Here is a 346-nt window from a genome sequence, read left to right as displayed (position 1 = left end):
GTTATACCAGACTTAATATCTACAAGCACTTTTGCAACAACCACGGCCAAAAAAATACCAACAATTGCTGACACAAATTTACTTCCATATAAAAAGACTGCATCAGGCAGATTCTTATCACTAACAGCGACACATATGAGAAGAAGCCATGATGTCATAAACAATCCCGAAACATAGATACGCTGTGAAACCATATCCTTCAACGTTTCCAATGTTTTCCTACCAGTAATAATAGCAATGACAACCATTGCAATTGTTGTCATTACTAGCCAAGTAAAATCAATTCCAATATTCAAATTTTGATTCCTCTATTCGTTTGCCAAAGTGTTATAACGCCGCGTTAAGT

At 35.8% G+C, this 346-nt stretch carries 1 protein-coding gene; it reads right to left on the bottom strand.

Going from position 1 to position 346, the window contains the following annotated elements; translation table 11 throughout:
* A partial coding sequence (locus BCT81_RS03505) for a hypothetical protein (RefSeq protein ID WP_133152519.1) occupies positions 1-296 on the bottom strand: 296 nt, incomplete at its 3' end.
* Between the last annotated feature and the right edge of the window lie 50 nt (positions 297-346).

The sequence above is a fragment of the Vibrio sp. 10N.261.52.A1 genome (genome assembly GCF_002876325.1).
Lineage (GTDB): Bacteria > Pseudomonadota > Gammaproteobacteria > Enterobacterales > Vibrionaceae > Vibrio > Vibrio chagasii.
The sequence above is the reverse complement of the archived record's forward strand: the minus strand, read 5'-3'. Positions and strand labels throughout refer to the sequence as shown.